The following is a 25,871-nucleotide window of genomic DNA, read 5'->3' as shown; positions in this document are numbered from 1 at the left end:
CGTTGAGTGTTTTTTCAACGCCATTTTTATTTGTGCATGGGAAGGAAATCCCTACGCAAACGTTTTCTTTTTCTGTTAGAATGCGCCCCGAATTGGATGTCAGGGCGGTTAATCGTGGGACTTGAAATGGTCTGGATAGATTACGCCATTATTGCGGTGATAGGTTTTTCCTGTCTGGTCAGCCTGATCCGTGGCTTTGTACGTGAAGCGTTATCGTTGGTGACATGGGGCTGCGCTTTCTTTGTTGCCAGCCATTACTATACGTATCTGGCAGTCTGGTTCACTGGCTTTGAAGAAGAGCTGGTGCGAAATGGAATTGCGATTGGCATTTTGTTTGTCGCGACACTGATAGTCGGTGCTATTGTCAACTATGTCATTGCTACGCTGGTTCAGAAAACGGGCCTGTCCGGTACAGACCGGGTGTTGGGTATCTGTTTTGGTGCTTTGCGTGGTGTACTCATTGTTGCCGCTATCCTGTTTTTCCTCGATACCTTTACCGGTATGGCGAAAAGTGAAGACTGGCAAAAATCGCAATTGATTCCGCAGTTCAGTTTCATCATCAGGTGGTTTTTTGACTACCTGCAAAGCTCGTCGAGTTTCTTACCCCGGTAATTGTATCGGGGGGTGTGGCAAAGAACACACCCGGTGTCCTTGCCTGTCATGTTCAGGTGGGCTGGCGGCAGTGTGTTCATGATGAGGAAAAGACAACATGTGCGGTATTGTCGGTATCGCCGGTGTTATGCCGGTAAACCAGTCGATTTATGACGCGTTAACGGTGTTACAACACCGTGGGCAGGATGCCGCTGGCATCATCACCATTGATGAAAACAACTGTTTTCGCCTGCGTAAAGCAAATGGCCTGGTGAGTGATGTATTTGAGGCCCGGCATATGCAACGTTTGCAGGGCAATATGGGGCTCGGTCATGTTCGTTACCCGACTGCAGGCAGTTCAAGCGCATCTGAAGCACAGCCGTTCTATGTGAACTCTCCTTATGGTATTACCCTGGCGCATAACGGTAACCTCACGAATGCTCATGAGTTACGTAAAAAGCTGTTTGAAGAAAAACGTCGCCACATCAACACCACCTCAGATTCTGAAATTCTGCTGAACATTTTTGCCAGCGAACTGGATAACTACCGCCATTACCCTCTTGAAGCCGATAATATCTTCTCTGCGATTGCCGCGACTAACCGCCAGATCCGTGGTGCGTATGCTTGTGTGGCAATGATAATTGGGCATGGTATGGTGGCTTTCCGCGACCCCCACGGTATCCGTCCGTTGGTGCTGGGTAAGCGCGAAGTCAGTGACGGGCGTATCGAATACATGGTTGCTTCGGAAAGCGTCGCGCTGGATACACTGGGTTTTGATTTCATCCGTGACGTCGCGCCGGGTGAAGCGGTGTACATCACTGAGAAAGGCCAGCTATTTACCCGCCAGTGTGCTGATAACCCTACCAGCAACCCTTGCCTGTTTGAGTATGTTTATTTCGCCCGTCCGGACTCTTTCATCGATAAGATTTCCGTTTACAGCGCTCGCGTGGGTATGGGGACGAAATTGGGTGAGAAAATTGCCCGTGAATGGGAAGATCTGGATATCGATGTAGTGATTCCAATTCCGGAAACTTCCTGCGATATCGCACTGGAAATTGCCCGTATTCTGAATAAACCTTACCGTCAAGGGTTTGTGAAAAACCGCTATGTAGGTCGTACTTTTATCATGCCCGGGCAGCAGTTACGCCGTAAATCAGTACGCCGTAAGCTCAATGCCAACCGTGCTGAGTTCCGTGATAAAAATGTCCTGTTGGTGGATGACTCCATCGTGCGTGGAACCACTTCCGAACAAATTATCGAAATGGCGCGTGAAGCCGGGGCAAAAAAAGTATATCTGGCATCCGCAGCACCTGAGATTCGTTTTCCAAATGTGTACGGCATTGATATGCCGAGCGCAAACGAGCTGATTGCCCATGGGCGTGAAGTAGATGAGATCCGCGAGCTAATTGGTGCCGATGGGCTGATTTTCCAGGATCTCAATGATCTGATTGAGGCTGTACGCGCAGAGAACCCGGATATTCAGCAATTTGAATGTTCGGTGTTCAATGGGGTTTATGTCACTAAAGATGTTGACCACAACTACCTGGAATACCTGGAATCATTGCGTAACGACGACGCCAAAGCTGTGCAGCGCCAGAATGAAGTAGAAAGCCTGGAGATGCATAACGAAGGCTGATTATAACTCGCCCCTTGTTTCTGGGCCCCGGTGCAGCAATCTGCACTGGGGCCTTTTTTTATGGCAAAGAGAGAACGAATAAGTACGAAATGAGTGCAAGACGGTTTTCTGTACTTATCATAAAAGGCCTGCATGCCCTTATTGGGTGCAAAAGTTCAGTTCACGCACACTTATGGCGCGTTTTTGCAGGCGCGATCAAAACCTCGATATTTACTCTTTGATAACACGCAAAATTAGCTTTTCCTCACAAGCACAAGTGCTATCTTTCATTTGCAGGCTTTGATGCAACGTTTTTTTAACAAGCTGGCAAATCTGCCGGGAGTTAAAAAAGTGGCACGGTAAGTGCAAGCTTGAGTATGCAAAACACAACATTACAAAACACAACACATCACGTAAAACGTCTGAACTCTTGAGGGTAAAGTATGAAGAAGAAGGTTCTTGCACTGTCTTTGCTGTTAGGACTGACCGCAGCCAGCAGTGTTTTCGCAGCAATTCCTAAAGATATCCGCATTGGTACCGACCCAACTTATGCTCCTTTCTCTTCTAAGGATGCCAGCGGTAAACTTGTGGGCTTTGATATCGATCTTGGCGATGCAATGTGTGCCAAAATGCATGCTAAATGCACCTGGGTTAGCAGTGATTTCGATGCGCTTATTCCGTCTCTGAAAGCCAAAAAAATCGACGCTATTATTTCTTCTCTCTCCATCACTGAAAAACGCCAGCAGGAAATAGCTTTCTCTGAGAAGCTTTACGCTGCGGATTCCCGCCTGATTGCTGCCAAAGGCTCACCGATTAAACCAACACTCGCGTCACTGAAAGGCAAGCATGTGGGTGTGCTGCAAGGGTCCACTCAGGAAGCGTATGCCAACGAGAAATGGCGCCCGGAAGGGGTGGACGTTATCTCTTACCAGACCCAGGATCTTATCTATTCAGACCTGGTTGCCGGTCGTCTGGATGCCGCATTCCAGGATGAAGTGGCTGCCAGCGAAGGCTTCCTGAAACAACCCGCAGGTAAAGCCTTTGCCTTTGCCGGCCCGTCGGTAAAAGATAAGAAATACTTCGGTGATGGCACCGGTGTTGGTCTGCGTAAAGAAGATACTGACCTGAAAGCGGCTTTTGATAAAGCATTTGATGAAGTTCGTAAGGACGGTACTTACGACAAGCTGGCTAAGAAATATTTTGATTTCAATGTTTACGGCGAGTAAGCCAACCCTATAGTCTGTCGTCAGGCCAGTCACAACGGTGGCTGGCCGGGGATGTGGGTAAGGTGTGTGCCCTTTTGGTGCAGAAACAAACCCTGCTGTGTGGTTTTGGTGCACGGTCTGCACCATGCTGTGGCATGTGGATTACGGTGTCAGGTCACCATAATAATAACTTATTATGATATCTAAGATTATTCTTCACTGTTTTCTTCCATGCTGGCACAGAATCTGCTATTACCCCCTGACAAAAATTGTCATTCAGGACAAGTACAGTCTATTGAGGATGAGTATGAATAAGAAGGTTTTCGCCCTTTCACTGGCATTATTGTGCTCCAGTGTTTCCACAGCATTCGCGGCATATCCTGAGAGCATACGTATTGGGACCGACCCAACCTATGCTCCTTTTGAGTCGAAAAATGCCAGTGGAGAACTGGTCGGTTTTGATATCGACCTGGCGAAAGAGCTATGTAAGCGAATCCATACCAAGTGTACCTTTGTAGAAAGCCCGCTGGATGCACTGATTCCTTCCCTCAAGGCGAAGAAGATAGACGCCATAATGTCTTCACTCTCCATTACAGAAAAACGCCAACAGCAGATTGCCTTTACTGACAAGTTGTATGCGGCTGATTCTCGTTTGGTGGTGGCAAAAGGTTCCCCCATCCAGCCAACGGTTGAATCCCTTAAAGGGAAGCGTGTTGGTGTGTTGCAGGGTACTGTTCAGGAAACTTACGGAAATACTTACTGGGCGCCAAAAGGCATTGAGATTGTTTCGTATCAGGGGCAGGACTCCATTTACGCAGACCTGATGGCCGGGCGTATTGATGCGGCTTTCCAGGATGAAGTGGCTGCCAGTGAAGGTTTCCTGAAACAACCTGAAGGGAAAAACTACCAGTTCGGTGGCCCGTCCGTAAAAGATGACAAATTGTTTGGCGTCGGTACGGGCATGGGGATCCGCAAGGAGGATAACGAGTTGCGGGAAGCGCTCAATAAAGCCTTCGCCGACATGCGTAAAGATGGTACTTACGACAAGCTGGCGAAGAAATATTTTGATTTTGATGTCTACGGTGGTTAACGGTCACCAGTGATACAACCAGCTCCATTGGGGGCTGGTTGTATCGGAAAGACACTGACGGCAGGATACACACCATGTTGTATGGTTTTTCGCACGTTATTTTCCAGGGGGCGATTGTCACCCTTGAACTGGCAATCACTTCAGTACTCCTGTCAGTGATTATTGGGTTGGTTGGCGCTGGAGGAAAACTTTCAGGCAGCAAGCCTCTGGCATTTTTCTTTGAGTGCTATACCACATTGATTCGTGGTGTTCCTGATCTGGTCCTGATGTTGTTGATCTTCTATGGTCTGCAAATTGCGCTTAATGCTGTGACTGATGCTTTTGGTATGGCGCAGATAGATATCGATCCAATGGTCGCCGGGATTATCACATTGGGCTTCATTTATGGCGCGTATTTTACCGAAACTTTTCGTGGCGCTTTTTTGGCGGTTCCCAAAGGTCAGATTGAAGCGGCGACTGCATTCGGTTTTACCAGCTGGCAGGTATTCAACCGTATTCTGTTCCCCTCGATGATGCGCTTTGCACTGCCGGGCATTGGTAACAATTGGCAGGTTATTTTGAAGGCAACCGCGCTGGTATCACTGCTTGGCCTTGAAGACGTGGTTAAAGCCACGCAGCTTGCCGGTAAAAGCACCTGGCAACCGTTCTATTTTGCCATTGTTTGCGGGTTGATCTATTTAGTATTCACCACGGTATCAAATGGGGTCCTGCTTTTGCTGGAGCGCCGTTATTCAGTGGGCGTGAAGAGGGCAGACTTGTGATTGATATTATCCACGAATACTGGCAGCAACTGCTCTGGACTGACGGCTATCGTTTTACCGGGGTTGCCATTACCTTATGGCTGCTCATCGCTTCGGTAGTCATGGGGGGCATCATGGCGCTGTTTTTGTCGATAGCCCGTGTTTCCAGCAATAAATTTGTAGCGTTTCCGGTGTGGCTGTTTACCTATATTTTTCGTGGTACACCGCTGTATGTACAGTTACTGGTGTTCTATTCTGGCATGTATACGCTGGAAGTTGTGAAAGGCAATATGCTGCTCAATGAGTTTTTCCGCAGTGGCCTGAACTGTACGATCCTGGCGCTGACACTGAATACCTGTGCTTATACTACGGAAATATTCGCTGGTGCGATTCGCGCTGTGCCACACGGTGAAATCGAAGCCGCCCGGGCATATGGTTTTTCTTCTGTTAAGATGTATCGTTGCATTATTTTGCCTTCTGCGCTGCGCATTGCGCTTCCGGCATACAGCAATGAAGTCATTCTGATGCTGCACTCTACCGCACTGGCGTTTACTGCGACGGTGCCGGATCTACTCAAAGTAGCCCGTGATATTAACTCAGCAACCTACGAACCTTTTACTGCGTTTGGTATTGCCGCTGTGCTTTATCTGGCAATTTCGTTCTGCCTGATAAGCCTGTTCCGCAAAGCTGAAAAACGCTGGCTCCAGCATGTTAAACCCGCCTCAACGCACTAAGTGATAGCCATGGCCGAAAATAAATTAAACGTATCTGATCTGCATAAACATTACGGTGAGCATGAAGTGCTGAAAGGGGTCTCATTAAAGGCAAATGCCGGAGATGTCATCAGTATTATTGGCTCGTCAGGTTCAGGGAAAAGCACTTTCCTGCGCTGCATTAACTTCCTGGAAAAACCCAGTGAAGGCACGATTGTCGTTAATAATGAGAATATTACCTTAGTACGCGACAAAGACGGGCAACTGAAAGTTGCCGATAAAAATCAGTTGCGCCTGCTGCGCACCCGTTTGACCATGGTGTTTCAGCACTTCAACCTGTGGGGGCACATGACAGTGTTGGAAAACGTCATGGAAGCACCTGTACAGGTACTGGGCTTAAGTAAAGCAGAGGCAAAAGAGCGTGCTATCAAATACCTGGAAAAAGTGGGTATTGATGAGCGTGCGCAGGCGAAATATCCGGTTCATTTATCTGGTGGGCAGCAGCAACGTGTCTCTATTGCCCGCGCCCTGGCGATGGAGCCGGAAGTGTTGCTGTTTGATGAACCGACTTCTGCACTGGATCCGGAACTGGTGGGCGAGGTGCTGCGCATTATGCAGAAACTGGCTGAAGAGGGGAAAACCATGGTGGTTGTTACCCACGAAATGGAATTTGCCCGCCATGTTTCCAGCCATGTTATCTTCCTGCATAAAGGGAAAATTGAGGAAGAAGGGAAGCCTGAAGATGTGTTTACTAACCCGCAAAGCCCCCGTTTGCAGCAATTTCTTAGTGGTGCGCTGAAATAATCCCGAACTGGCGTGGCGCGCTTAGTGCTCTACAGCCTTAAGCGCGCCACTCAGGTCACATTATGTAAAGCATCTTCAAGTTGAAACCAGCGAAAGCCAAAACCTGACTGCTCAAGGCGACGGGGAAGCACATTCTGACCACCGAGTACCAGTGTGGCAGATTCCCCCATCATCAGGCTTATTACCCGGGCAGGTACGCGTAAAATTGCCGGGCGTTTTACCGCTTCTCCCAGTAATTGGGTAAACCGGGCATTTCTGACCGGATAGGGTGCCACCATGTTAAAAGGCCCCTGTAGTGGGTTATCCAGCAGCCAGAGGATAGCGTTGACCATATCTTCAATATGGATCCATGACAGATACTGGCGCCCATCACCCAACGGGCCCCCCAGCCCCAGGCGAAACAGGGGTAACAATTTACTTAGCATGCCGCCATCAGGGGCCAGAACCACACCGGTGCGCAGCAGGCAGACGCGGGTATGCGGGCTTTGTGCCTGTAGCGCAATGGCTTCCCATTTTGCACAAAGCTCATGAGTAAACTCGTTATGGGGAGTGTCTTCTTCTGTTATCACTTCATCGCCAGTATCGCCGTAGAAGCCCACTGCGGAACCGGAGAGAAAAATAGCCGGGGGCTGGTTGCTGCCATGAATCATTTCAACCAGTCGCTGGGTGATACGCCAGCGGCTTTGGCATAAACGCTGCTTTTGCGCCGCCGACCAGCGTTTATCGGCAATGGGCTCACCGGCAAGATTAATCACTGCGTCAAACCCATCCAGTGAATGGTGTTCATCCAGGCTCTGCCAGAGCGTAACCCTGGGGTCGAGCAACTGCCTGGCCCGCTCAGGGGAACGGGTAACCACGGTAATACTGTGTCCTGTCTCTATCAAAGGAGGAATGAGGTGACGCCCAATCAAACCTGTACCACCAGTCAGCAAAATTTGCATATTCCCTCCAGTGAGCATTAATCAGCCATCGCGCCGCCAGCTCATGCTCATGGAAACTGAGTCGGCGTAACGCAGAGCGTGCAGTTTATCTATCTCAACTTCAGCATAAGTGACCCAGTCATGCTGGCGTGCGATATCAAGCACATCCTGAGTTAATTTTTCTAATAATGAAAACCGATGGTTCTCAACGTGCTGGATAACCGCTTTGGTAATAGTCCGGTAATTCAGCGCATCTTTAATATCTTCGCTGTGCCGGGCATTATCGGCTGGATAATGCAGCGTAATATTAATCACGATATCCTGGCGGTTGGCGATTTCTTCCTCTTTGATGCCAATGAAAGTACGTAGTCTGAGATTTTTAATTCGAATAATAGCATCCTGGTACGACATGCAAGTGTGTCTCCTGATTATCTTTATTGCCCCATAATACACGAGCTTTTACGGTCATGGGAGGTCAAAATCTGAGATGTTGGCTGGCATAAACGCAGGAAATTTCTTTTCTTTGCAGTGGGTTATATTGCAAGTCTGAGCAGGAGTAGAAAATCTGGCTTTACATGCAGGCTGGCTGGCACGGTACTGAAATTCGTTGTATTTTTCCTCATGGGTCAATGCCAATGGAGAAACTTATGAGTCAGCCAACAATTTGTCTGTGGTCCGATGCTCGCTTTCACAGCCCTTATGTCATGTCCGTATTTGTTGCTTTAAAAGAAAAAGGGCTGTCATTTACCCTGAAAACCATCGACCTGGATTCCGGGCAGAATCATCAGAACGGTTGGGCTGGTTTTGATATTACGCGGCGTGTACCCGTGCTGGATGTAGACGGTTTTTTACTGGCGGAATCATCTGCCATTACGGAGTATCTGGAAGATGCATTTGCTCCGCCTGTCCGGCAACGAATTTACCCGGTTGATATACAGCTGCGAGCCAAAGCGCGTGAAATTCAGGCATGGTTGCGTTCCGATTTGGCTGCGTTACGTCAGGAACGCTCCACGGAGGTGATTTTTTCAGGGCAACACTTTGCTCCATTGACTCCCCGGGGGGAAGCGGATGCACAGCGCCTGATTCACCTCGCATCCTCTTTGCTCAAGCCGTCACAACATAATTTATTCGGTGAATGGTGTATTGCCGATACGGATTTGGCGTTGATGCTTAATCGCCTGATCATGCATGGTGACTCTGTACCAGAGAATCTGGTTGAATATGCCACATTCCAGTGGCAACGATCATCCGTTCAGCAATATGCCGCACTTTCCGCCAGGCAATCCACATGATGCGTTGGCACTATGGCGTGCCACTCAGCCTGTCTGAGCATGATAAGCACAGGAGTGTGTAATGAAATTGATGTTTGCCTCTGATATCCATGGTGCGTTGCCAGCCTGCCAGCAGGTGCTGGATATTTTTGCTGCCAGTGATGCGCAGTGGCTGATTATTCTTGGCGATGTGCTCAACCATGGGCCGCGTAACGCACTGCCTGAAGGCTATGCGCCTGCTCAGGTTGCGGAGCAACTGAATGCGGTGGCCTCGCGGGTGATTGCTGTGCGCGGTAACTGTGACAGTGAAGTCGACCAAATGTTGTTGTCATTCCCGATAACCGCGCCGTGGCAGCAAGTGCTGCTTCCTGAACAACGACTTTTTCTGACACACGGACACCTGTATCATCCAGAGAAGCTACCTCCGCTGGGTCATAGTGATGTGCTGGTATTTGGCCACACACATATTCCGGTCGCTGAGCAGCGTGGAGATATTTTTCTGTTCAACCCTGGCTCAGTGAGTATTCCTAAGGGGGGATATCCGGCCAGTTATGGCATGCTGGATGGGGAGCAGATGCGGGTTCATAATCTGGAAAATCACGATGTTATTGCACAGGTTTGCATAACACCGTAATTTACTTTGACAAAACAAATGCGCCAACAGAGCGCCTGAACAAAAAGGTTACCGATGGTGGAACAGGACTCAAATTCTGGGACGGAGTGGGTGGATATTGTCAATGAAGACAATGAAGTGATTGCTCAGGCCAGCCGCGCACAAATGCGCGCGCAGCGCTTACGGCATCGCGCCACTTATATCGTGGTACATGACGGCATGGGAAAAATTCTGGTGCAACGGCGTACAGAAATTAAAGATTTTATGCCGGGTATGCTGGATGCCACAGCAGGTGGAGTGGTGCAGTCTGGCGAAGTGCTGCTCGATTCCGCACGCCGCGAAGCAGAGGAAGAGCTGGGTATTGCAGGGGTACCTTTCGCTGAACATGGGCAGTTCTACTTTGAAGACGAGAATTGCCGGGTTTGGGGCGGGTTGTTCAGTTGTGTCTCTCACGGGCCATTTGCCCTTCAGGAAGAAGAAGTGAGTGAAGTGTGCTGGATGCTGCCAGAAGAAATCACCGCTCGTTGTGATGAATTCACGCCAGATTCACTCAAAGCGCTGGCATTGTGGATGAGCCGTAATGGCGGCGCAGAGAACAAGCCAGCCGCCGGAAAAACGGCGGAAATGGAACCTGCTGAGCCTTCACAGGCTGAAGCTTCTGGCGAAGAAGATTCACCTGCTGCACAGTGAACCTAAGGGCCTGTATCAGGCCCTTAGGCTGATGACAAACCTCATGTACGTACAAAACGAGAGGATGTCACCGAATAAAAAACCAGGAAAATCAATTCATTGATTTTCGGCTACTAACTAAAAAGAAGGAAAAACCACGTTTTTTCCTTCTTTTTCATCAATCTGTGGGCCTGTATCAGGCCCTGGTTAACAACTTTCGCGCATACACAGTGTTGATTTGATGGGCTTCTGGTTTGGCTGCTTTTCTCCGTTAAGCCTTGCCAGTAATGCCTTACCGGCCTCAATACCTATCTCCCGGTGCGGCACTGACAACGTAGTCAGTGGCGGCTGGCAAACTTTCGCAACATCGCTGTCACCAAACCCCACAATCGCCAGGTCATCAGGGACTTTAATTCTGCGGCGCTGGCATTCATATAATGCGCCGCAGGCCAGCTCATCTGACACACACACCAGCGCATCCAACTCAGGCCAGGCCAGAAGGAATTCAGGTAATTGCGCTGTACCAGTGGAAAACGTAGGCGGAGCGGCTGCATTAATGACTCTGTTGGGTGAGATATGGTGGCGTAACATGGCCTTATACCAGCCCTGCAAATGCTGCTGGAAGATCCATTGTTCCTGGTTTGCGCACAGCAGGCCAATATTCTGGTAGCCGCGCTCAATCAGCATACTGGTCAGTTCAAACATAGCGGCAACGTTATCAATACCGATATTCATATCTACCGGATCAACCCGCGTGGCACCTATCTCCATCACCGGGATCCCGGCATTACCCAGCCAGGTGCGGACATTGTCGCTGTGTTCAACACTCAGAAGAATGGCTGCGGCCAGATTGGAAGCGAGCAGGGTCTCCAGTAGTTTTTCTTCCTGTTCCAGGCGGTGGCGCGATTCCGCCAGCATGATTTGGTAGCCTGCCGGTTGTAACACCTGTTGTAACCCGGCGAACATTTCTGTACAGCCAGACTCAGCCAAATTTGGCACCACCATGGCGATGGTATAGGACGATGCAGATGCCAGTGCGCTGGCCGCCAGGTTGGGTAAATAGCCAAGTTCATTTACCGCAGCGTTGATTTTTTCCCGTAATTTGTCAGAAACCTGATCGGGGGTACGCAGTGCGCGTGAAACAGTCATGGTGCCGACACCGGCTAACTGCGCGACATCGGCCAGGGTAACTTTGCCGGTGCTGCGTCTTTTTCGGGTTAAAGACATGCGTATTCCTGTATCAAAGGTGTGGCACTTACCATCTTCTCGCATAAAAACCGTAGGTTATTACCCCGATATTATAGGGGGTAACCTTGCCCGGTTACTGTTTTTTTGTGCAACCTTTCATTTTTTGATAGCGCTATCACATATTGGCGATATTCACTCTGATAGCGCTATCTTTGAGATGTATGTCACGGTCAGAACCCGCGGGCTTGCCTAAAGTTTGCCCATAACTGAAGGGACAGGAGCACATTATGCTTTCACAGTGGTTACATGCCGGGACCATACAGTGTCGCGAGCATGCAGAAAACTGGCAACAGGCACTGGCTCTGAGTGCTGAACCTCTGCTTAAAGCAGGAGTAATTACCCCAGAATATGTTCAGGCGGTGATAACCCAGCACGAAAAACTGGGACCGTATTATGTACTGGCCCCAGGTCTGGCAATGCCGCACACACGGCCAGAGGATGGTGCACAGGGAATGGGGTTGTCATTACTGAAACTTGAACAGGGTGTGGCATTTGGTTCAGCTGATTTTGACCCGGTTACCACCATTATTATGCTGGCAGCACCAGACAGCCACAGCCATATCAATATGATATCTGCCCTGGCTGAATTGTTTTCCTGTGATGAAGATTTACAGAGACTACATCATGCTAATTCAGTGGAGGGTATTCAGGATATTATTTCTCATTATTAACGTAATAACTATAAGTTTATTCGGTTTAATTTTTATTGCGGGCGGAATATGACATAGTCACGAAAATATACCAGAGATACATAATTTGAATATTACTGGAAAAACTGTATGCATGTAATTTGAAGTAAAAGATTTATTACGTATTACTCTGCTGCTGTCTCATCAGGGCAGCTTTCCTGTACGCTACGAAAGGTAAATATAATGAAGATAATGGCAATATGTGGTTCAGGTCTCGGTAGTAGTTTTATGGTTGAGATGAATATTAAAAAAGTACTCAAGAAAATTAATGTTGAGGCAGAAGTTGAACATGCAGATTTATCCTCTGCTACTCCGGGTGCGGCAGACTTATTTGTCATGGCAAAAGATATTGCTGCCAGCGCCAGTGTGCCTGAACAACAACTGTTAGTCATCAACAATATTATTGACATTAACGAACTTGAAACAAAGCTCACGGCTTATTTTTCAGATCGCTAACTGACCAGTATAAGTGAGGCATATATGTTTCTTTCTGGAATACTCAGTTTTATTGTCGACATACTCAAGGTGCCTTCCATTCTGGTTGGTGTCGTGGCATTAATTGGTTTGCTGGCACAGAAAAAATCATTTTCAGATACAGTAAAAGGTACCATTAAAACTATTCTTGGTTTTATTGTTCTGGCTGGAGGTGCATCAGTATTATTAACCTCGTTAAATCCACTGGGCGGTATGTTTGAACATGCATTCAATATTCAGGGGATAATCCCAAACAATGAAGCGGTTGTCTCTATTGCTCTGGAAAAATATGGTGCCTCCACTGCACTTATTATGGCGTTTGGTATGGTGGCAAACATTATCATCGCCCGTTTTACCCGTCTGAAATACATCTTTCTGACTGGGCATCATACATTTTATATGGCGTGTATGATAAGCGTGATTCTCACCGTAGCCGGGTTTGAAGGTGTGGGGCTGGTATTTACTGGCGCATTGACACTGGGGTTGGTCATGGCCTTTTTCCCGGCGCTGGCTCAACGTTATATGCAAAAGATCACCGGAAACGATGAAATCGCTTTCGGTCATTTTGGCACATTGGGTTATGTGTTATCCGGGTGGATTGGCAGCAAATGTGGTAAAGGCTCTCGCTCGACGGAAGAGATGAATTTGCCGAAAAACCTCAGTTTCTTACGTGACAGCTCCATCTCTATTTCTCTGACCATGATTGTTATTTACATGATCCTCGCTATTTGTGCCGGGCAAGGGTATGTCGAAACGCAACTCAGTAGCGGTCAGAACTTCCTGGTGTACTCCATCATTCAGGCCATTACTTTCGCGGCAGGTGTTTTCATTATTTTGCAAGGGGTACGCCTGATTCTGGCGGAGATTGTGCCCGCATTTACCGGGTTTTCCGAAAAACTGGTCCCCAATGCTCGCCCGGCACTGGATTGCCCGGTGGTTTATCCCTATGCACCTAATGCGGTACTGATAGGGTTTCTGTTCAGCTTCCTGGGTGGCCTTGTTGGGTTATTTTTACTGGGGCAGTTCAAGTTAGTGTTGATTCTGCCCGGAGTCGTGCCGCATTTCTTTACCGGTGCTACAGCTGGTGTTTTTGGTAACGCTACCGGTGGGCGCCGTGGTGCCATGTTGGGCGCGTTTGCCAACGGCCTGTTGATTACTTTTCTTCCGGTTCTGCTGCTGCCAGTTCTGGGGGCGCTGGGGTTTGCCAACACCACATTCTCCGATGCGGACTTTGGCGTGATTGGTATTCTGCTGGGTAACCTGGCACGTTATTTTTCTCCGGGCATCATTATGGGCCTGGTTGTAGCGTTGTTTGCCCTGCTGGTGGTTTTCAATTACCTGGTGAAAAACAAACACAAGGAAAACAGCGCAGTAGATAACCGTGGAGGTTCGAATGGCTTCAGTAAATGAAATCACGACGTTTGCCCGGCGCATTCGCATTGAAACCTTACGGGCATTGAATCATTTAGGGTTTGGGCATTATGGCGGGAGCATGTCTGTGGTTGAGACGCTGGCAGTGTTGTACGGTGATGTTATGCGTACAGACCCACAGCACCCGGACTGGCCGGAACGGGATTACTTTGTGTTATCTAAAGGACATGCCGGGCCGGCACTTTACAGTACGCTGGCACTTAAAGGGTATTTCCCGGTTTCGCAGTTACTGACGCTCAATGAAAACGGCACCCATTTCCCCAGCCACCCGGACAGGTTAAAAACCCGTGGCGTTGATGCCACTACCGGTTCACTGGGGCAAGGCGTTTCCATTGCCGGAGGTATTGCACTGGCACATCAACTGGCCGGGAAAACTAACCGGGTGTTCTGCATTGTGGGCGATGGAGAACTGAATGAAGGACAGTGCTGGGAAGCATTTCAGTTTATTGCCCACCATAAGCTCAATAACTTGTTGCTGTTTGTTGACTGGAATAAGCAGCAACTGGACGGGCCGCTGAGTGAAATCATTAGTCCCGGAGATCTAAGCGCAAAATTTCGGGCATTTGGTTTCGTGGTGACTCAGGTTAAAGGGGACGACATTGCCGGATTACAGGCCGCCATTGCGCCGGTTTCTTCACCTGGCGATGCCCCGCGAGTGGTTATCCTGGACAGTAAAAAAGGCCAGGGGGTACCGTATCTGGAAGCATTGCCGAACTCACATCATTTGCGGTTAACCCCTGAGATGCGTGCAGCACTTGAGCGTGAGCTGGCGCAACTGGAGGTGATGCATGATTAAACTGGCACCTATGGGTGAGCAAGACAGTATCGAAATGCGCAAAGTCTATTCTGGTTTTGTCCGTGAGCAAATAAAGCAGAATAGTGGCATCATCGCGCTGGAAGCAGACCTGATGAGCTCTATGTCTATGGATACTGTGCAGGCTGAGTTTCCCCAGGATGTGATTAACTGTGGGATTATGGAAGCCAATGTGATTGGTACCGCTGCAGGGTTATCGCTGGCCGGGCGCAAGCCTTTTGTGCATACCTTTACCGCGTTCGCCAGCCGCCGCTGTTTTGACCAGTTGTTTATGGCTCTGGATTACCAGCGCAATAACGTGAAGGTGATAGCGTCGGATGCCGGTGTTACCGCCTGCCACAACGGGGGCACGCACATGTCATTCGAAGATATGGGGATTGTGCGTGGCCTGGCGCATGCTGTTGTGCTGGAAGTGACAGACAGCGTGATGTTCAATGACATACTGCACCAGCTTATCGGGCTCGATGGGTTTTACTGGGTGCGCACTATTCGCAAACAGGCCCGGCGCATTTACGAGCCCGGCACCACATTTACCATTGGCAAAGGAAATGTTTTACGGGAAGGGCGTGATATTACGCTGATAGCCAATGGGATTATGGTTGCAGAGGCGCTGGATGCGGCAACGATACTGGCACACCAGGGCGTGGACGCAGCGGTAATTGATATGTTCACCCTGAAGCCGATAGACCGCATGCTGGTAAAAAATTATGCGGAGAAAACCGGGCGGGTGGTGACTTGTGAAAACCATAATATTCACAATGGGCTGGGTTCGGCTGTGGCGGAAGTATTAAGCGAGACGTGTCCGGTATCTTTGCGGCGGGTCGGAGTAAAAGACCAGTATGGTCAGGTGGGTACTCAGGACTATCTGCAGCGTACCTACGGGCTGACTTGCGCAGATATTGTTGCTGCTGCGCGTGAATTATTGGAGTAACAGTAGGCGGTTATCAAATAAAAAAAGGCAGCCTTCAGGCTGCCTTTTCACACGGCTTTCAACAACTCATTAATTTTGTTGAGAAGACTGAATGGCGGTCAGTGCGATAGTGTAAACAATATCGTCTACCAGCGCGCCACGGGACAAGTCGTTAACCGGTTTGCGCATACCCTGCAGCATCGGCCCAATAGAAATCAGGTCGGCAGAACGCTGAACCGCTTTATAAGTGGTGTTACCCGTGTTCAGGTCTGGGAAGATAAACACGGTGGCACGGCCAGCAACCGGAGAGTTCGGTGCTTTGGACTTCGCCACATCAGCCATAACAGCTGCGTCGTATTGCAGCGGCCCATCGATAACCAGATCCGGGCGTTTTTCCTGAGCCAGGCGAGTTGCTTCACGAACTTTCTCAACATCGCTACCGGCACCAGAGTTACCCGTAGAGTAGGAAAGCATTGCAACGCGCGGTTCAATACCGAAAGCAATTGCAGAATCAGCAGACTGAATTGCGATTTCAGCCAGTTGTTCGGCAGTCGGATCCGGGTTGATTGCGCAGTCACCGTAAACATAAACCTGTTCCGGCAGCAACATGAAGAAAACAGAAGAAACCAGTGAGCTGCCTGGTGCTGTTTTAATCAACTGCAGCGGCGGGCGAATGGTGTTGGCAGTGGTGTGAACCGCACCAGATACCAGACCATCAACTTCATCCTGTTCCAGCATCAGAGTACCCAGAACAACGTTGTCTTCCAGTTGTTCACGGGCAACAGCTTCGGTCATACCTTTGTTTTTACGCAGTTCAACCAGGCGCGGTACATAGCTTTCACGTACTACATCCGGGTCAACGATTTCGATACCTGCGCCCAGTTCAACGCCCTGAGAGGCTGCAACACGGTTCACTTCTTCCGGGTTACCTAACAGGATACAGGTGGCGATACCACGATCAGCACAGATAGATGCCGCTTTAATGGTACGCGGTTCATCACCTTCCGGCAGCACGATACGTTTACCGGCTTTACGTGCCAGTTCAGTTAACTGGTAACGGAAGGCTGGCGGAGACAGGCGGCGGCTGCGTTCAGAAGTTGCAGTCAGGGACTCAATCCAGTCGCTGCTGATGTGGCTGGCAACGTATTCCTGAACTTTCTCAACACGCTCATGGTCGTCTGCCGGTACTTCGAGGTTGAAGCTCTGCAGGCTTAAAGAGGTCTGCCAGGTGTTGGTATTCACCATGAATACTGGCAGGCCAGTGGCGAAAGCACGTTCACACAATTTGCCAATGCGTTCGTCCATTTCGTAACCGCCAGTCAGCAGCAGTGCGCCAATTTCAACGCCATTCATGGCGGCCAGGCAGGCTGCAACCAAAACGTCAGGGCGATCAGCAGAAGTCACCAGCAGTGAACCCGGACGAAAATGTTCCAGCATATGAGGAATGCTGCGGGCACAGAAAGTCACGGATTTCACACGGCGGGTATTGATGTCACCTTCGTTGATAATGGTGGCATTCAGGTGTTTCGCCATGTCGATAGCGCGAGTCGCAATCAGATCAAAGCTCCACGGAATACCGCCGAGAACAGGCAGCGGGCTTTTCTCTGCCAGAACTTTGGCATCGATGCTGACCACTTTGGCTTTGCTGGAGTCATCGAAGATTTCAGACAGGTCAGGACGGGTACGACCTTGTTCATCAACCGGCGCATTCAGTTTGTTAACAATCACGCCAGTGATATTGGTATTTTTGCTGCCGCCAAAAGAGTTGCGGGTCAGTTCAATACGTTCCTGAATTTGCTCAACGGTATCGGTACCCTGAGACATAACAAACACTATCTCAGCGTTCAGGGTTTTGGCAATTTCATAGTTCAGTGACTGCGCAAACTGATGTTTACGTGTTGGCACCAAACCTTCAACCAGCACCACTTCCGCATCTTTGGTGTTTTCGTGGTAGCGGGCGATAATCTCTTCCATCAGCACATCTTTCTGGTTGCTGGACAGCAGAGATTCAACATGGTGCATAGTCAGCGGTTCAGCAGCAGTCACGTTGGAGTTGGCACGCACGATAGTGGTGGTCTGATCCGGCGTATTGCCGCCAGTACGAGGCTGAGCGATTGGTTTGAAGACGCTTAAACGAACGCCTTTACGTTCCATAGCACGGATAACACCGAGGCTGACGCTGGTCAGACCTACGCTGGTTCCGGTAGGAATAAGCATAATAGTACGGGACACGTTGAATCCTCTTTCACACTGGCACCTGCAGGCAGGCGCATTGGGAGTGTCGTTAAAACAGCACCGCCAGCGAGGCTGGCGGTGAAGGTATTAAGCAGTCAGGCGAAGCGCGTCTTGCGCGATAACCAGTTCTTCGTTGGTCGGAATGACCATGGCGAGAGTGGTGCCTTCTTTGTTGATGAAACCAGATTTGCCAAAACGGGCAGCCAGGTTACGCTCGTGGTCAACTTCAAAGCCCAGAACGCCCAGTTTAGCCAGAGACAGTTCACGAACCATCGCTGCGTTTTCACCAATACCACCAGTGAACACCACGCCATCCAGACGGCCTTCCATCATTGCGGTGTACGCGCCGATGTATTTCGCCAGACGGTGGCAGTAAACGTCCATGGCGCGTTTTGCGTCATCTTTGGTTTGGTAGTTATCTTCAACATAACGGCAGTCACTGGTGACTTCAGTCAGACCAAGCAGACCAGATTCTTTAGTCAGCAGTTTGTTGATCTGTTCAATGCTCATACCCAGTGTGTCATGCAGATGGAACACGATAGCCGGGTCGATATCACCAGAACGTGTGCCCATGACCAGGCCTTCCAGCGGGGTCAGACCCATGGAGGTATCAACGCATTTCCCGTTACGGATTGCAGAAACAGAACCACCATTGCCCAGATGGCAGGTGATAATGTTCAGTTCTTCAACCGGTTTGTTCAGCATTTTGGCCGCTTCCTGAGTAACATAGAAGTGGCTGGTACCGTGTGCGCCATAACGACGAATGCCGTGCTCTTTGTACAGGCTGTAAGGCAGCGCGTACAGGTAAGATTCCTGCGGCATGGTCTGATGGAACGCGGTGTCGAAAACAGCTACGTTTTTGTTTGCCAGACCAGGGAATGATTTCAGGGCTTCTGCGATACCAATCAGATGCGCCGGGTTATGCAAAGGTGCAAAAGAAGACGCATCTTTGATACCCTGAACAACAGTATCGTCAATGACAACTGATTTGGTGTATTTTTCACCACCGTGAACAATACGGTGACCAATTGCGACCAACTGGGCAGAAAGCTCTGGTTTTTGTGCCAGAATGGTATTAACGATGAAGTTCAACGCTTCGCTGTGCGCTGCGCCGGCACCCAGTGCTGCTTCTTCTTTATTACCGCTCATTTTCCATTTGATGCGCGCTTCTGGCAGGTGGAAACATTCCGCTAAACCAGAGAGGTACTCGTCACCATTAGTTGCATCGATGATTGCGAATTTCAGTGAGGAGCTACCGCAGTTCAGAACCAGTACTAACTTACTCGACATGGAAGTACCTATATTTGATACGTGGCTAAAAAAACGTCAGTGAGTCTCTCATCGTAGCGCAAGATGACGCTGACATTTATGATTAACGTCATGCCTGAAACGTTTTTTGGCACGACGAACAAATATTCATGAGTTTACGCCATTTTCACTTTTTTGCCGCCTGAGTTGGCGCTTATGAAAGTGTGGCAACCGGCAGTTTTCCACTACGGCCTCATGGCGCGGACAGGATAACTGATTGCACCCAAAAATGAAAAATATTTTGAACCTTGTCATTATAAGTTGGTATTTTGCACAAAAATTTGAATTTTTATATGTGAAGTTGAGGTGAAACCATGTCCACACCCGAAAAACGTTCCGTCAGTGGCCTCAGTTTATTTCGTAAGGGGCAGCATTATGCGAAAACGTGGCCCATGGAAAAGCGCCTCGCACCGGTGTTCGTAGAGAATCGCATTATTCGCGCCACCCGGTTTGCTATCCGCTTTATGCCACCGATTGCCGTGTTTACTCTGACCTGGCAAATCGCACTCGGCGGCCAGTTGGGGCCAGCTGTGGCGACAGCATTATTTGCCGTTAGCTTGCCGATGCAGGGCTTATGGTGGTTGGGGAAACGTTCAGTTACACCGTTACCACCCTCCATTCTTAACTGGTTTTATGAAGTGCGCAGCAAGCTTGAAGAAGCCGGCCAGGCACTGGCCCCGGTTGAAGGCAAACCCGATTACCAGGCACTGGCTGACACCCTGAAGCGTGCTTTCAGGCAACTGGATAAAACATTTCTTGATGATTTGTAATCCCGGTTAATTACGCATATAAAGAAGGCAGGTATTTTTTGTGGTTTAACAGAGTTATTTCAGTGCGTTAGCCTGATACAGGAGTTGTGAAATGGAAATGACCAATGCCCAACGGCTTATTCTCTCTAACCAATACAAAATGATGACCCTGCTGGACCCGGATAACGCAGAACGTTATCGCCGCCTGCAAACCATTGTTGAGCGTGGTTTTGGCCTGCAGATGCGTGAACTTGATCGGGAGTTTGGCCAGTTAACGGAAGAAACCTGCCGCACGATTATCGATATCATGGAAATGTACCATGCGTTGCAGGTTTCCTGGGGCAACCTGAAAGATGGCGAAAACATTGATGAACGCCGGGTAACTTTCCTCGGGTTTGATGCCGCTACTGAGGCCCGTTTTCTGAGTTATGTTCGCTTCATGGTGAACACTGAAGGGCGCTATACCCATTTTGATGCAGGTACACATGGGTTTAATGCCCAAACGCCAATGTGGGAAAAATACCTGCGTATGCTCAAAACCTGGCAAAGTTGCCCACGCCAGTACCACCTGAGCAGCAATGAAATCAACCAAATTATTAATGCCTGACAGGAGATACTGTAGTGCAGTGTAAAGGATTTTTGTTCGATTTGGATGGCACGCTGGTTGACTCGTTACCTGCGGTCGAAAGGGCCTGGTGTAGCTGGGGCGACAGGTTTGCCATACCGCATAAGGATATTCTTGATTTCATTCATGGAAAACAGGCAATTACTTCACTGCGGCATTTTATGGCTGGGGCCTCTGAAGAGGATATCCAGCGTGAATTTTACGCGCTGGAAGCGTTAGAAGCATCCGACACTACAGGGATTACAGCCCTGCCAGGGGCGATTGCATTGCTGAATTATTTAGATGCCAACCAAATTCCCTGGGCCATCGTCACATCAGGCTCAGTGCCCGTTGCCAGCGCTCGCCATAGCGCTACTGGTTTGCCCACACCAAAAGTGTTTGTTACTGCAGAGCAGGTCAGCAAAGGGAAGCCTGAGCCAGATCCTTACCTGCTTGGCGCAAAATTACTTGGTTTGCCTGCCTCAGAATGCCTCGTAGTAGAAGATGCTGCGGCTGGGGTGTTGTCTGGCCTGGCTGCGGGTTGCCATGTGGCAGCCGTCAACGTTCCAGGTGATGCTCCCGGGCTTGACCGCGTCGATTTCTGCCTGACCAGCCTTGAACAACTGGTTGTTGAGGTAGTGGCTCCAGGCAAAGTGGTGTTAAAACAGCGCGAATACTGATTTAGCCCGCTATTTATTACACTTTTCTTTTGTACACTAAAACGCCTGAAGCTCTTATTTCAGGCGTTTTTTTACACTGATGTGTTGTCAGCGGACTGGCAATATCCGCATCTCTTCAGCAAACAAGGATAAGTTGTGAACAGCGAACTGATTTGGGTAGTGTGCTTACTGGGCTTTGCTGTTTTTTTCTTTGCCACCGGGAAAATTCGTATGGATGCGGTGGCATTGTTGGTGATTGTCGCTTTTGTACTGAGTGGCACGTTGACGCTGAATGAAGCACTGTCCGGCTTCAGTGACCCGAATGTTGTCCTGATAGCGGCTTTGTTTATTATTGGCGATGGCCTGGTGCGCACCGGTGTGGCGACTGCACTGGGCGCATGGCTGGTAAAAATGGCGGGCAGTAGCGAAACCAAAATGCTGGTGTTACTGATGCTCACCGTGGCGGGCCTTGGGGCTTTTATGAGTTCAACCGGTGTAGTCGCGATTTTCATCCCCGTAGTGCTGAGTGTTTCTGGTCGCATGCAAATTCCTCCCGGCCGTTTGATGATGCCACTGGCATTTGCTGGCCTTATCAGCGGAATGATGACGCTGGTTGCCACACCGCCTAACTTGGTTATCAACAGTGAATTATTGCGCGAAGGCTTACAGGGCTTTCAATTTTTCAGTGTAACGCCCATTGGTCTGGCCGTACTGGTGCTGGGTATCTTCTATATGTTACTGGTGCGTTTTGCGTTTCGTGGCGAAAGTGATGACGGCACGAAAGAGCGCTGGAAACGCCGCACCTTTCGCGACCTGATTAAAGACTACCGGCTGAGTGGGCGCGCCCGTCGCCTGGCTATTCGCCCTGGGTCGCCGCTGATGGGGCGCCGCCTGGATGACCTGAAACTGCGTGAGCATTATGGAGCGAATATTATTGGTGTTGAACGCTGGCGTAAATTCCGCCGGGTTATTGTGAATGTGAATGGGGTTACAGAACTGCGCGACCGTGATGTACTCCTGATTGATATGTCTGCTTCAGATGTCGACTTGCGCCAGTTTTGTGCTGAACAAATGCTGGAGCCCATGATTCTGCGTGGTGAGTATTTTTCTGACCAGGCGCAGGATGTGGGCATGGCTGAAATATCGTTGTTACCGGAATCTGAACTGGCGGCGAAAAGCGTGCGTGAGATTGGCTTTCGTTCACGCTATGGCCTGAATGTTGTAGGTTTGCGACGCGGTGGTGAAGCGATGGATGGCAACATTCTCGATGAGCCCATTCAGTTGGGGGATATCCTGCTGGTGGTGGGAGACTGGAAGCTGATTCGCATTCTTGGCCAGAAAAAACGTGATTTCCTGGTACTGAATTTACCGGTTGAAGAGAGTGTCGCTTCACCTGCACATAGCCAGGCTCCCCATGCCATTTTCTGCCTGGCGCTTATGGTCGCCATGATGCTGACTGATGAAATTCCTAACACGATTGCGGCACTCATCGCCTGCCTGTTGATGGGGAAATTTCGTTGTATTGATGCGCAAAGTGCTTATAAAGCCATTCACTGGCCCAGTATTATTTTAATTGTCGGTATGATGCCATTCGCGCTTGCTTTACAGAAAACGGGCGGGGTGGATTTAATTGTGAAGGGCCTGATGGAAGTCGGTGGTGGATATGGGCCTTATATTATGCTGGTATGCCTGTTTGTCATGTGCGCAGCAATTGGGTTATTTATTTCCAATACGGCAACAGCAGTACTGATGGCGCCTATCGCGCTGGCTGCGGCCAAATCAATGGGGGTTTCGCCTTATCCGTTTGCCATGATTGTGGCAATGGCCGCGTCAGCTGCATTTATGACGCCAGTTTCATCCCCAGTAAATACGCTGGTGTTGGGGCCGGGTAATTACCAGTTCAGTGATTTTGTAAAAATTGGGGTTCCCTTTACGCTACTGGTCATGGTGGTGTGTGTGGTGCTGGTACCGGTGTTATTCCCATTCTGATGAGCAGGCAATTTTGCGCCCGGCAGCGATTAGCCGGGCGTAGCCACTCAATACTCAGAGTGGGGTGTCCTGGCTAATTTCATCAAGGGATAAATGAAAACTGGGTACAAACACCCGCATAAAGTATTCCATTTCTTCACTGTGGCGCTCACTGAGCGTCTTCTCAAGCCTGCCTTTCGCCAGTAAAAATTCATTGTTCCCGGCTGAAAGCTCTTCCAGACACTTCAGATAAGCACACAGCGCATCGGCCTGTTTGACAATGTATTTTTCATCATCGCTATAGTACTGCTCATCCAGCAAAGGAGTAAAAATATCCTGCAGCTCATCAGGGATCATCTGCAATAATTTTTGCTGGGCGATTTTTTCGATGGCTTTATATTCATGGGCAATTTGCGAATTGAAGTATTTGACGGGTGTTGGCAGGTCACCGGTCAGCACTTCGCTGGCATCGTGGTACATTGCCAGTAAAGCAACACGTTCCTGATTCAGCGTCCCGCCAAATTTACGGTTCTTGATAGCGGCCAGCGCATGGGCCACCATCGCCACCTGTAAACTGTGTTCTGACACATTTTCGGTGCGAACATTGCGCATCAGCGGCCAGCGGTTAATTAACTTAAGGCGGGAGAGGTGGGCAAAAAAATGGCTCTGGCTCATGATTCACAATGACCTTCTGTACAAAAGAAGGTCATTGTGTCGCCGCGCCCCCGAAGATGCAATGCTTTTGGCTTGTGGATACTACTGGTGATAATGCCCAAGGAAACGGCCAAATTTCTCGATAGCCTGTTCCAGTTCATCCACTCGTGGCAGTGTCACGATGCGCACATGGTCCGGCCAGGGCCAGTTAAAAGCCGTTCCCTGAACTAACAGCACTTTTTCCTGTAACAGAAAATCCAGCACCATTTTTTGGTCATCGTGGATATTAAAGCGTTTTGCGTCAATTTTCGGGAACATGTATAACGCCCCGTTGGGTTTAACACAACTCACGCCAGGAATGTCGTTAATTAATTCCCATGCCCGGTTACGCTGTTCATACAACCGCCCACCCGGCACGATAAATTCGCTGATACTCTGGTAGCCACCCAGTGCCGTTTGAATGGCGTGTTGAGCCGGCACATTGGCACACAGACGCATTGAAGCCAGCATTTCCAGACCTTCAATATAACCTTTGGCGTGCTTTTTCGGCCCATTCAGTACCATCCAGCCCTGGCGGAAACCAGCAACCCGGTAGGTTTTTGATAGCCCGTTAAAGGTGACCGTGAGCAAGTCAGGAGCCAGTGCGGCAATAGAGTGGTGTTGTGCATCGTCGTAGAGGATCTTGTCGTAAATCTCATCGGCGAAGATAACCAGATTATGCTGTCGGGCAATCTCAACTATCTCTTTGAGCACATCCAGTGAATACACAGCACCGGTTGGATTATTGGGGTTAATTATCACAATGCCGCGTGTACGCGGTGTGATTTTAGCGCGAATATCGTCCAGATCCGGGAACCAGTCGGCGGATTCGTCACACAGGTAATGCACCGCTTTACCGCTGGAGAGGGAAACAGCAGCAGTCCAGAGTGGGTAGTCAGGTGCGGGAACCAACATTTCGTCGCCGCTGTTCAGTAAGGCCTGCATAGACTGAACAATCAGCTCAGACACCCCATTACCAATATAGATATCTTCAACCGTAACATCCCGCATTCCACGCTGCTGATAGTGCTGCATAATCGCTTTGCGCGCAGAATAAAGCCCTTTGGAATCAGAGTAACCCTGAGATGTGGGAAGATTACGAATTACATCCACCAAAATTTCATCAGGTGCTTCAAAACCAAATGGTGCAGGGTTGCCGATGTTGAGCTTGAGAACTTTGTTGCCTTCTTCTTCGAGGCGTTTCGCTTCTTTCAGAACAGGACCACGGATGTCATAGCAGACGTTATCGAGTTTGCTGGATTTTTCAATAATCGGGGACATGGTACACCTTACTTTGTTTTCGGCGCTTCCTGCCGTGGAAGACCGCTGGCGACAATGTACTCTTCGGCGCTGTACTTTTGAAGGGCAGGAGGAGGCATCTGCATGGATTTTGTTATCTAACACGTTGATAAATAATAATCATGGTCGGTTTTTTATGGTGGATGCCAGAAGGGTTGTAGTCTAATCAATTGGATTATGGCTATTTTATTGGTATTTAATGTTGACTTTTTTAAAATAAAAAGAGTTATTGATTGTCGATAGAAAATTGGCGGGGATATGAATGTTGATTTTTCTTTGTCAATAAAGATAAATGGTAGAAAACAGATAAACAAAAGGTTAAAAAATTTTAATTAATTGCAGTGCCTTTACGGATAAATGGCGAGCCAGGCGCATCACAGTCTCCAAAAAAACATCTCATCAGCGTTGATTGACCTGCACATTATAATTAATTGATATCAATATGCGTTCAATCTTGTGTATCAAAAATGCCTGGGTATGGTACGGTTATTGAAGAAAAATCAGGTTAACGAGGTGGATCTGATTATTACTGATACTTATTATTATAAGCGCATTGATA

Annotated in this window: 26 protein-coding genes; 19 read left to right on the top strand and 7 right to left on the bottom strand. The window is 49.1% G+C overall.

Going from position 1 to position 25,871, the window contains the following annotated elements:
* Positions 1-126: 126 nt before the first annotated feature.
* From cvpA to hisP, 7 genes are all read left to right on the top strand, one after another.
* Complete coding sequence (gene cvpA, locus A9B99_RS05220) at positions 127-612, top strand: colicin V production protein (protein ID WP_064595244.1); 486 nt, start codon at positions 127-129, stop codon at positions 610-612.
* 97 nt (positions 613-709) lie between these two features.
* Positions 710-2,227 carry an amidophosphoribosyltransferase gene (purF, locus tag A9B99_RS05215; protein WP_064595243.1) on the top strand — a complete coding sequence of 506 codons (1,518 nt, stop codon included), beginning with the start codon at positions 710-712 and terminating at the stop codon, positions 2,225-2,227.
* A gap of 422 nt (positions 2,228-2,649) precedes the next feature.
* A complete protein-coding gene (gene argT / locus A9B99_RS05210; protein WP_064595242.1) occupies positions 2,650-3,432 on the top strand; it encodes a lysine/arginine/ornithine ABC transporter substrate-binding protein ArgT in 783 nt (260 codons plus the stop codon).
* Between the two features lie 286 nt (positions 3,433-3,718).
* Positions 3,719-4,501: a histidine ABC transporter substrate-binding protein HisJ gene (hisJ, locus tag A9B99_RS05205; RefSeq protein ID WP_064595240.1), complete on the top strand. Its 783-nt coding sequence runs from the start codon at positions 3,719-3,721 to the stop codon at positions 4,499-4,501.
* 74 nt (positions 4,502-4,575) lie between these two features.
* Entirely contained in the window at positions 4,576-5,262 is a 687-nt protein-coding gene (locus A9B99_RS05200) for a histidine ABC transporter permease HisQ (RefSeq protein ID WP_064595238.1), read from the top strand.
* Complete coding sequence (locus A9B99_RS05195; RefSeq protein WP_064595236.1) at positions 5,259-5,975, top strand: ABC transporter permease; 717 nt, start codon at positions 5,259-5,261, stop codon at positions 5,973-5,975. The genes A9B99_RS05200 and A9B99_RS05195 overlap by 4 nt, the downstream gene beginning before the upstream one ends.
* A gap of 9 nt (positions 5,976-5,984) precedes the next feature.
* Positions 5,985-6,758: a histidine ABC transporter ATP-binding protein HisP gene (gene hisP, locus A9B99_RS05190; protein WP_064595234.1), complete on the top strand. Its 774-nt coding sequence runs from the start codon at positions 5,985-5,987 to the stop codon at positions 6,756-6,758.
* A gap of 50 nt (positions 6,759-6,808) precedes the next feature.
* On the opposite strand, the gene A9B99_RS05185 is transcribed toward hisP, so the two are convergent.
* Positions 6,809-7,699, bottom strand: a complete 891-nt coding sequence (locus A9B99_RS05185; RefSeq protein ID WP_064595231.1) for a TIGR01777 family oxidoreductase — start codon at positions 7,697-7,699, stop codon at positions 6,809-6,811.
* A gap of 21 nt (positions 7,700-7,720) precedes the next feature.
* Complete coding sequence (folX, locus tag A9B99_RS05180) at positions 7,721-8,089, bottom strand: dihydroneopterin triphosphate 2'-epimerase (protein ID WP_064595230.1); 369 nt, start codon at positions 8,087-8,089, stop codon at positions 7,721-7,723.
* Positions 8,090-8,325: 236 nt separating this feature from the next.
* Here folX and yfcF point away from each other — a divergent pair, with 236 nt between their 5' ends.
* The 3 genes from yfcF (at position 8,326) to yfcD (ending at position 10,252) form a co-directional block, all read left to right on the top strand.
* Positions 8,326-8,970, top strand: a complete 645-nt coding sequence (gene yfcF, locus A9B99_RS05175) for a glutathione transferase (protein WP_064595562.1) — start codon at positions 8,326-8,328, stop codon at positions 8,968-8,970.
* Positions 8,971-9,031: 61 nt separating this feature from the next.
* Positions 9,032-9,583, top strand: a complete 552-nt coding sequence (yfcE, locus tag A9B99_RS05170) for a phosphodiesterase (RefSeq protein ID WP_064595228.1) — start codon at positions 9,032-9,034, stop codon at positions 9,581-9,583.
* Positions 9,584-9,637: 54 nt separating this feature from the next.
* The gene (yfcD, locus tag A9B99_RS05165; RefSeq protein ID WP_064595225.1) at positions 9,638-10,252 is read left to right on the top strand and encodes an NUDIX hydrolase YfcD; all 615 of its coding nucleotides are present in this window, start codon (positions 9,638-9,640) and stop codon (positions 10,250-10,252) included.
* 186 nt (positions 10,253-10,438) lie between these two features.
* On the opposite strand, the gene A9B99_RS05160 is transcribed toward yfcD, so the two are convergent.
* Complete coding sequence (locus A9B99_RS05160) at positions 10,439-11,458, bottom strand: LacI family DNA-binding transcriptional regulator (protein ID WP_064595224.1); 1,020 nt, start codon at positions 11,456-11,458, stop codon at positions 10,439-10,441.
* A 248-nt stretch (positions 11,459-11,706) separates the two neighbouring features.
* On the opposite strand from A9B99_RS05160, the gene A9B99_RS05155 reads away from it, so the two are divergent.
* From A9B99_RS05155 to A9B99_RS05135, 5 genes are all read left to right on the top strand, one after another.
* Entirely contained in the window at positions 11,707-12,150 is a 444-nt protein-coding gene (locus tag A9B99_RS05155) for a PTS sugar transporter subunit IIA (RefSeq protein WP_064595222.1), read from the top strand.
* 201 nt (positions 12,151-12,351) lie between these two features.
* On the top strand, positions 12,352-12,624 hold the full coding sequence (locus A9B99_RS05150; RefSeq protein ID WP_064595219.1) for a PTS sugar transporter subunit IIB: 273 nt from the start codon (positions 12,352-12,354) through the stop codon (positions 12,622-12,624).
* A gap of 24 nt (positions 12,625-12,648) precedes the next feature.
* Complete coding sequence (locus A9B99_RS05145; RefSeq protein WP_064595217.1) at positions 12,649-14,052, top strand: PTS ascorbate transporter subunit IIC; 1,404 nt, start codon at positions 12,649-12,651, stop codon at positions 14,050-14,052.
* Positions 14,036-14,869, top strand: a complete 834-nt coding sequence (locus tag A9B99_RS05140; RefSeq protein WP_064595214.1) for a transketolase — start codon at positions 14,036-14,038, stop codon at positions 14,867-14,869. Before A9B99_RS05145 ends, A9B99_RS05140 begins: the two co-directional genes overlap by 17 nt.
* A complete protein-coding gene (locus A9B99_RS05135; RefSeq protein WP_064595212.1) occupies positions 14,862-15,818 on the top strand; it encodes a transketolase family protein in 957 nt (318 codons plus the stop codon). The genes A9B99_RS05140 and A9B99_RS05135 overlap by 8 nt, the downstream gene beginning before the upstream one ends.
* A gap of 69 nt (positions 15,819-15,887) precedes the next feature.
* On the opposite strand, the gene pta is transcribed toward A9B99_RS05135, so the two are convergent.
* Both pta and ackA read right to left on the bottom strand, forming a co-directional pair.
* Entirely contained in the window at positions 15,888-18,029 is a 2,142-nt protein-coding gene (gene pta, locus A9B99_RS05130) for a phosphate acetyltransferase (protein WP_064595209.1), read from the bottom strand.
* A 90-nt stretch (positions 18,030-18,119) separates the two neighbouring features.
* Positions 18,120-19,322, bottom strand: coding sequence for an acetate kinase (gene ackA, locus A9B99_RS05125; protein WP_064595207.1), 1,203 nt, complete (start codon positions 19,320-19,322; stop codon positions 18,120-18,122).
* Positions 19,323-19,654: 332 nt separating this feature from the next.
* On the opposite strand from ackA, the gene yfbV reads away from it, so the two are divergent.
* The 4 genes from yfbV (at position 19,655) to A9B99_RS05105 (ending at position 23,341) form a co-directional block, all read left to right on the top strand.
* Positions 19,655-20,110: a terminus macrodomain insulation protein YfbV gene (yfbV, locus tag A9B99_RS05120; RefSeq protein ID WP_036116007.1), complete on the top strand. Its 456-nt coding sequence runs from the start codon at positions 19,655-19,657 to the stop codon at positions 20,108-20,110.
* A gap of 91 nt (positions 20,111-20,201) precedes the next feature.
* Complete coding sequence (locus tag A9B99_RS05115) at positions 20,202-20,696, top strand: YfbU family protein (protein WP_036116005.1); 495 nt, start codon at positions 20,202-20,204, stop codon at positions 20,694-20,696.
* A 14-nt stretch (positions 20,697-20,710) separates the two neighbouring features.
* On the top strand, positions 20,711-21,373 hold the full coding sequence (locus tag A9B99_RS05110; RefSeq protein ID WP_064595204.1) for a sugar phosphatase: 663 nt from the start codon (positions 20,711-20,713) through the stop codon (positions 21,371-21,373).
* 135 nt (positions 21,374-21,508) lie between these two features.
* Positions 21,509-23,341 (top strand): SLC13 family permease, encoded by a 1,833-nt coding sequence (locus A9B99_RS05105; protein WP_064595201.1) that lies wholly within the window; start codon positions 21,509-21,511, stop codon positions 23,339-23,341.
* A 54-nt stretch (positions 23,342-23,395) separates the two neighbouring features.
* Here A9B99_RS05105 and yfbR read toward each other — a convergent pair whose 3' ends face one another.
* Positions 23,396-23,995 (bottom strand): 5'-deoxynucleotidase, encoded by a 600-nt coding sequence (gene yfbR, locus A9B99_RS05100; protein ID WP_064595198.1) that lies wholly within the window; start codon positions 23,993-23,995, stop codon positions 23,396-23,398.
* An 81-nt stretch (positions 23,996-24,076) separates the two neighbouring features.
* Positions 24,077-25,294, bottom strand: a complete 1,218-nt coding sequence (locus A9B99_RS05095) for a pyridoxal phosphate-dependent aminotransferase (protein ID WP_064595196.1) — start codon at positions 25,292-25,294, stop codon at positions 24,077-24,079.
* Positions 25,295-25,871 lie beyond the last annotated feature (577 nt).

Origin of the sequence: Mangrovibacter phragmitis, from assembly GCF_001655675.1 — a bacterium.
GTDB lineage: Bacteria > Pseudomonadota > Gammaproteobacteria > Enterobacterales > Enterobacteriaceae > Mangrovibacter > Mangrovibacter phragmitis.
The sequence above is the reverse complement of the archived record's forward strand: the minus strand, read 5'-3'. Positions and strand labels throughout refer to the sequence as shown.

What these genes read in the sequence shown, in the direction of transcription:
- A9B99_RS05140 (WP_064595214.1), top strand. Translation starts at nt 14,036, where the DNA reads ATGGCTTCAGTAAATGAAATCACGACGTTTGCCCGGCGCATTCGCATT.
- A9B99_RS05145 (WP_064595217.1), top strand. Translation starts at nt 12,649, where the DNA reads ATGTTTCTTTCTGGAATACTCAGTTTTATTGTCGACATACTCAAGGTG.
- A9B99_RS05150 (WP_064595219.1), top strand. Translation starts at nt 12,352, where the DNA reads ATGAAGATAATGGCAATATGTGGTTCAGGTCTCGGTAGTAGTTTTATG.
- A9B99_RS05160 (WP_064595224.1), bottom strand. Translation starts at nt 11,458, where the DNA reads ATGTCTTTAACCCGAAAAAGACGCAGCACCGGCAAAGTTACCCTGGCC.
- folX (WP_064595230.1), bottom strand. Translation starts at nt 8,089, where the DNA reads ATGTCGTACCAGGATGCTATTATTCGAATTAAAAATCTCAGACTACGT.
- A9B99_RS05115 (WP_036116005.1), top strand. Translation starts at nt 20,202, where the DNA reads ATGGAAATGACCAATGCCCAACGGCTTATTCTCTCTAACCAATACAAA.
- A9B99_RS05135 (WP_064595212.1), top strand. Translation starts at nt 14,862, where the DNA reads ATGATTAAACTGGCACCTATGGGTGAGCAAGACAGTATCGAAATGCGC.
- hisP (WP_064595234.1), top strand. Translation starts at nt 5,985, where the DNA reads ATGGCCGAAAATAAATTAAACGTATCTGATCTGCATAAACATTACGGT.
- yfbR (WP_064595198.1), bottom strand. Translation starts at nt 23,995, where the DNA reads ATGAGCCAGAGCCATTTTTTTGCCCACCTCTCCCGCCTTAAGTTAATT.
- A9B99_RS05095 (WP_064595196.1), bottom strand. Translation starts at nt 25,294, where the DNA reads ATGTCCCCGATTATTGAAAAATCCAGCAAACTCGATAACGTCTGCTAT.
- yfcE (WP_064595228.1), top strand. Translation starts at nt 9,032, where the DNA reads ATGAAATTGATGTTTGCCTCTGATATCCATGGTGCGTTGCCAGCCTGC.
- argT (WP_064595242.1), top strand. Translation starts at nt 2,650, where the DNA reads ATGAAGAAGAAGGTTCTTGCACTGTCTTTGCTGTTAGGACTGACCGCA.
- A9B99_RS05200 (WP_064595238.1), top strand. Translation starts at nt 4,576, where the DNA reads ATGTTGTATGGTTTTTCGCACGTTATTTTCCAGGGGGCGATTGTCACC.
- A9B99_RS05185 (WP_064595231.1), bottom strand. Translation starts at nt 7,699, where the DNA reads ATGCAAATTTTGCTGACTGGTGGTACAGGTTTGATTGGGCGTCACCTC.
- yfcD (WP_064595225.1), top strand. Translation starts at nt 9,638, where the DNA reads ATGGTGGAACAGGACTCAAATTCTGGGACGGAGTGGGTGGATATTGTC.
- yfcF (WP_064595562.1), top strand. Translation starts at nt 8,326, where the DNA reads ATGAGTCAGCCAACAATTTGTCTGTGGTCCGATGCTCGCTTTCACAGC.
- A9B99_RS05155 (WP_064595222.1), top strand. Translation starts at nt 11,707, where the DNA reads ATGCTTTCACAGTGGTTACATGCCGGGACCATACAGTGTCGCGAGCAT.
- purF (WP_064595243.1), top strand. Translation starts at nt 710, where the DNA reads ATGTGCGGTATTGTCGGTATCGCCGGTGTTATGCCGGTAAACCAGTCG.
- cvpA (WP_064595244.1), top strand. Translation starts at nt 127, where the DNA reads ATGGTCTGGATAGATTACGCCATTATTGCGGTGATAGGTTTTTCCTGT.
- hisJ (WP_064595240.1), top strand. Translation starts at nt 3,719, where the DNA reads ATGAATAAGAAGGTTTTCGCCCTTTCACTGGCATTATTGTGCTCCAGT.
- ackA (WP_064595207.1), bottom strand. Translation starts at nt 19,322, where the DNA reads ATGTCGAGTAAGTTAGTACTGGTTCTGAACTGCGGTAGCTCCTCACTG.
- yfbV (WP_036116007.1), top strand. Translation starts at nt 19,655, where the DNA reads ATGTCCACACCCGAAAAACGTTCCGTCAGTGGCCTCAGTTTATTTCGT.